General features: G+C 38.4%; 4 protein-coding genes. 3 read left to right on the top strand and 1 reads right to left on the bottom strand.

What is annotated here, in order from left to right; genetic code table 11:
- Window positions 1–18: 18 nt before the first annotated feature.
- Together AC3DU7_RS22570 and AC3DU7_RS22565 are read left to right on the top strand one after the other, a co-directional pair.
- Window positions 19–660, top strand: a complete 642-nt coding sequence (locus AC3DU7_RS22570; protein ID WP_488041546.1) for a bifunctional 4-hydroxy-2-oxoglutarate aldolase/2-dehydro-3-deoxy-phosphogluconate aldolase — start codon at window positions 19–21, stop codon at window positions 658–660.
- Between the two features lie 192 nt (window positions 661–852).
- Window positions 853–1,365 carry a L,D-transpeptidase gene (locus AC3DU7_RS22565; RefSeq protein ID WP_488041545.1) on the top strand — a complete coding sequence of 171 codons (513 nt, stop codon included), beginning with the start codon at window positions 853–855 and terminating at the stop codon, window positions 1,363–1,365.
- A 316-nt stretch (window positions 1,366–1,681) separates the two neighbouring features.
- Here AC3DU7_RS22565 and AC3DU7_RS22560 read toward each other — a convergent pair whose 3' ends face one another.
- On the bottom strand, window positions 1,682–2,599 hold the full coding sequence (locus AC3DU7_RS22560; protein WP_488041544.1) for a histone deacetylase family protein: 918 nt from the start codon (window positions 2,597–2,599) through the stop codon (window positions 1,682–1,684).
- 585 nt (window positions 2,600–3,184) lie between these two features.
- Between AC3DU7_RS22560 and AC3DU7_RS22555 the strand changes: the two genes are divergently transcribed.
- Window positions 3,185–5,944 (top strand): AAA family ATPase (locus AC3DU7_RS22555; RefSeq protein ID WP_488041543.1); only part of this gene is annotated, 2,760 nt, incomplete at its 3' end.

Genomic DNA, 5,944 nt, shown 5'->3' with positions numbered 1-5,944 from the left:
GAATCTGCCCACCAAAATATGAATCAAGAAAGCTGGTTAAAAATATTACAAAAAAATCGAATAATTGCTGTTATTCGTGCCTCAGAAATTGAGATTGGTAGGAAAATGGCAAAAGCAGTTGCTGCTGGTGGTATTCGCATAATAGAAATTACTTGGAACAGTCATAAAGCATCAGAATTAATTACTTTACTCCGCTCTGAATTACCCACTTGCATCATTGGTACAGGCACATTATTAACCATAGAAGAGTTACAAAAAGCACTCAAAATTGGTTGCCAATTTATCTTTACGCCACATACTAACCCTGCTATGATTCAAACAGCAAAAATAGCAGCTGTTCCGATTATTCCAGGCGCTCTTTCTCCTACAGAAATAGTTACTGCTTGGCAGGCAGGAGCTAGCTGTGTTAAGATATATCCTATTTCATCAGTAGGAGGCGCAACTTATATCACAAGTTTGCAAGGACCTTTAGGAGAAATTCCTCTAATTCCCACTGGTGGAGTTACCTTAGAAAATGCTAAAGAATTTATCAAAGCAGGTGCAATTGCTGTAGGTTTATCGGGGAAATTATTTCCCAAAGATTTAATAATTGCTCAAAATTGGGAAGCGATCGCCAAAAAAGCTCAGACTCTTGTTAAAGAACTTTCCACTAAAAATTGAACCTAAAATTTAATAGAAATTTCCATAAAAAAGGGAGTAGAAAGCTTGCATATAAAGTGCTTAAAGAGTAGGGTAAAATAATTGATTTATATAGTGCGATAATTGATTTTATTTTTGATTATTGGATATGTCTAATCAAAATAATCTACTTCCAAATCACATCATAAATTTTGTTTTAATTAGGTAGAAAACATGAAAAACTTAGTTAGTTCTCAAAAATGGTATCAAGTTGGTAAAATATGTGCGACTACAGCACTAACTATTACTACTTTTTTCTCCTGGTCAATACCAACAGAAGCTAGTGGATGGGAAAATCTAATTGCCACGAGAATGTTAGAATTACAGCAATCAGCCGAACGTTGGATTTCAATTGACTTATCAACTCAAAGATTAATTGCCTGGGAAGGAAATAAAGCAGTTTATGCAGTGATAGTTTCCACAGGTAAATCATCAACCCCTACTCGCTTAGGTACTTTCAGAGTACAGACAAAATATCGCAGTACAAGAATGACCGGACCCGGTTACGACGTTCCCGACGTTCCTTATACTATGTATTATGATGGGGGAATGGCAATTCATGGTGCTTACTGGCATAATATGTTTGGCACCCCAGTTAGTCATGGTTGTACTAATGTAGCAGTCAATCACGCCAAATGGTTGTTTGACTGGGCATCAGTGGGGACACCTGTAGTCGTGCATGAATGAAGGGAATCAGAAGTCAAAAGTCAGAAGTCAGAAGTCAGAAGTCAGAAGTCAGAAGTCAGAAGTTAGATTTGATAGGCTAAAAATGTGACAGTACAATAGATATCTCCTCGAAAAGAGAGAGTAGGGAGCTGAAATTCTTTTGTATTCTTCTGTTGCCTGTTGCCTGTTGCCTTGATTAGTTAGAGATGTCTAATTTAACAAAACTGATATAGCGCTACGCATTAAGGTATTTGACATGAATAGAAGCTGAAATTCTTTTGTATTCTCCTGTTGCCTGTTGCCTGTTGCCTGTTGCCTTGCGCGTAGCGCTTAAAAATCAAAGTCGATACTGCCCAAATACATCTCTAGCAGCACGGTGCAAAAGTGAATGAGTGTAAACTAATGATTTCATATCCTTTGTATATCCCCCACCAATAACGGAAGCAACCGGATAACCTCCTGCTACACAGGTACTCAAGACTTGCATCTCCCGTCGGAATATTCCTGTATTTGTCAAAGCTAATTTTCCCAAAGCATCATGAATATGAGTATCAACTCCAGCATCATATAACACCAAATCAGGCTTTACTTGTGACAACAAGTCTGGTAAATATTCGGCTAAAGTCTGTAAATAGAGGTCGTCATCCATTCCCTCTGGTAAGGGTACATCTAGATCGCTAATTTGTTTTCTACTAGGAAAATTGATACCGCAGTGCATAGAAAATGTAAATACAGTCCGATCATTTTGGAATATCCAGGCAGTGCCATCTCCCTGATGTACGTCTAAATCTACAATTAGGATTTTTTGAGCTAATTCTAATTTTTGGATAACCCGGGCAGCGATCGCTAGATCGTTAAAAATACAAAACCCAGAACCATAATTAGGAAACGCATGATGAGTACCACCAGCAGTATTACAAGCTAAACCATGTTTGAGTGCCAACTGCGCCGTTAACACAGCACCACCCACAGCAATACAAGTTCGATTTGCTAATGCTTCACTCCAAGGCAACCCGATACGTCTTTGTGCTTTTGGATCTAAAGTACCGTTACAATATCCTTCTATATAGTCGCGATCGTGAACTAATTCTATCCATTCCAAAGGTGGTAGTTGTGGAATAAAAAAATGCGATTTTTCTGTCACCCTATCCTCTAGTAGCATTTCATAAAGTAGTTGAAATTTTGCCATTGGGAAGCGATGACTAGGTGGCATCGGTGCAACATAATTAGGATGATAAATAATTGGTAAATTCATAAAAGGGCAGGAGAAAAACTTAATTATAATTCAGTACTAGGAGCAGGTACAGAGTTTATAATTGCTTTATCCAGGCAATAAAATCAATTACTTATAGCAATGAGGGCTGGTATATTTACAAATTTCAGGATTTGCCCAATAGCTAAAAGTCTTATATTGTCGGCAATTTATTCCTCCTGTTGCCTGCGCACAGCGCTATACCTAGTGCAGGACGGTGGAAATAACTGATACTAAATCCGGTTATGAAAAGCGAATTTGTCCAAATTCTTCTAACTCTTCTGCCTTCTGCCTTACCTTTACAATAAACCTCCTATGTAAATCGGATTTGGTATGACCAGTTAAAAAATCCTCAAACAATTACAAATCAAAAATAATTGACTTTTAACTGCCAAATGTGCATTTTACATTCTGGAAGCGATGTGTGCGGAGATGGTTCCGCACTTTAAAAGCGCCGTAGAAAACCTCACCAATTAGTACTTAATGCATCACTTTTAACTTCCGAGCAGTGGCACTAGTGATTCATAACACAGCCTCAGAGTTAGATAGAGCTATTATATAATTACCATAATTATTCACTCTAGAGCAATGACCATCAGACTACCAGGATATCAAATCAAACAAAAGCTCTATGAAGGTACTCGTACCTTAGTTTATCGAGGCATTCGAGTAACAGACTCTCAGACAGTCGTGCTCAAATTTATGTGTAACGAATATCCAACTTTTAACGAACTGTTATACTTCCGCAACCAATATACTATTACCAAAAACCTCAATTTACCAGGGGTTGTCAAATCCCTAAGTTTAGAAACCTATGGCAACGGTTATGCTTTAGTGATGGAAGACACTGGGGCCATATCTCTAGACAAATATGGCTCATTAGACTTAACAACTTGTTTAAAAATAGCAATTCAACTAGCAGATATATTACACAAACTATATCAAAATCGAGTTATTCATAAAGATATTAAACCAGCAAATATACTGATTCATCCCCAGACTCAACAAGTAAAATTAATCGATTTTAGTATTGCTTCAGTGCTACCTTTTGAAACTACTGAAATTAAAAATCCCAAATTATTAGAAGGAACTTTAGCTTATATATCTCCAGAGCAAACTGGACGCATGAATAGAGGAATAGACTATCGCAGCGACTTTTATTCACTGGGAGTCATGTTTTTTGAGATGCTCAACGGAAAATTACCATTTGATGCAGCCGATCCAATGGAATTAATACATTGTCATTTGGTTAAAAAACCTCAAATGATTGATTCCCAAATACCGACTCCCTTGGTTAATATTATTCACAAATTGATGGCTAAAAATGCCGAAGACCGTTATCAGAATGCTTTGGGTTTAAAATACGACCTAGAAAAATGTCTTTCTCAATGGGAAAAGGTGGGGAAATTTGAGACTTTTAAGTTGGGAGAGCGGGATATAAGCGATCGCTTCCTGATTCCTGAAAAACTGTATGGTAGGGAAAAAGAAGTTCAAACTTTACTAGATGCTTTCGAGCGGGTGGCAATCCCCCCTCAATCCACCCTGGGAAAGGCAAATCCCCCCCATACCCCCCTTAGTAAGGGGGGGGGAAGTTCAGAAATGATGCTAGTGGCAGGATTTTCTGGAATAGGTAAAACAGCAGTGGTGAATGAAGTTCACAAACCCATAGTCAGGCAGCGCGGGTACTTTATCAAAGGAAAATTTGACCAGTTTAAACGCAATATTCCTTTTAGTGCTTTGGTACAAGCTTTCCGAGACTTGATGAAGCAACTGTTGAGTGAAAGCGATATCAAACTTGATGAGTGGAAGGCAAAAATCCTTAATGCTGTAGGGGAGAATGGGCAAGTTATTATCGAAGTAATTCCAGAGTTAGAGAAGATTATTGGCGAGCAACCAAGCGTTCCTGAGTTGTCGGGAAGTGCAGCCCAAAATCGCTTTAATCTGTTGTTTCAAAAATTTATTCAGGTGTTCGCAACAGAAAGTCACCCTTTAGTTATCTTTATTGATGACTTACAGTGGGCAGATACAGCATCTCTGAAATTGATGCAACTATTGATGGAGGGTGGAGAAACTGGCTATTTGCTTTTGTTGGGAGCTTATCGGGATAATGAGGTATTTGCAGCTCATCCGTTGATGCTAAGTTTAGATGAAATTGCCAAATCTGGAGCAGCTTTAAACACTATAACTCTTTCTCCTTTAAGCAAAACTGACTTAAATTATTTAGTGGCAGATACTCTGAGTTGCGAGGGAGAAATTGCCTTACCTTTAACTGAATTAGTATATGGAAAGACTAAGGGAAATCCGTTTTTTGCTACCCAATTTCTCAAGGGGTTGCATGAGGATGGGTGGATTAGTTTTAATTTTGATGTGGGTTACTGGCAGTGCGACATGACACGAGTGCGAGAATTGGTGCTATCTGATGATGTGGTAGAGTTTATGGTAACAAGATTGCACAAGTTGCCAACAGCAACTCAGGGGACATTAAAGTTAGCAGCCTGTATTGGTAATCAATTTGACTTGGAGACTTTGGCTATTGTTTGTGAGAACTCACAAGAAGATACAGCAGACAGTTTATGGAAGGCTTTGCAAGATGGTTTTATACTTCCTCAAAGTGAGGTTTATAAGTTTTACCTGAGCCGTGATGATGCTAGGGAAAATACTCCAACAAGTGAAAATGCCCAATATCTTTTTTTGCACGATCGGGTGCAACAAGCTGCTTATTCTCTGATTCCTGACGCACAAAAACAAACTACTCACTACCATATCGGACAACTGCTTTTAGAGAAAATTCCACCAGAAGCAAGAGAAGAACGAATTTTTGAGTTGGTAAGTCAATTTAACTATAGTAAGAATTTAATTGTTAAACAGGAAGAGTGTAACCAACTTGCTGAACTCAACTTGATAGCTTGTCGCAGAGCTAAGGCTTCAGCTGCCTATAATGCTGCTTTAGAATATTGCGATATTGCCCTAAATTACCTGGAAAAAGAAAGTTGGCAAAACCAGTATGACTTGACGCGGGATTTACACTTACTTGCCATTGAATTAGAGTATCTAAACTCCCATTTTGATCGTTCCAGAGAACTAGCCAATTCAACGCTGAAATACACCGAAGATGTCTTGGACAATGTGGCAATATGCAAACTCAAGGTTCAATCCTATATCATTCAGAATCAGATGTTGGAAGCCATTAATACTGGCATATACGCCTTGCAATTACTAGATTATTCTTTGTTAGATACTCCTGATCTTGAGATTGCCGATCTAAACATCCCTCCACTGGAAGCGATTGATACTCTTAAAGAAGTAGACGATCCAAAGAAATTAGCGAAGATTGAACTCCTTGCCAGC

Source organism: Okeania sp. (genome assembly GCF_983059655.1).
The sequence above is the reverse complement of the archived record's forward strand: the minus strand, read 5'-3'. Positions and strand labels throughout refer to the sequence as shown.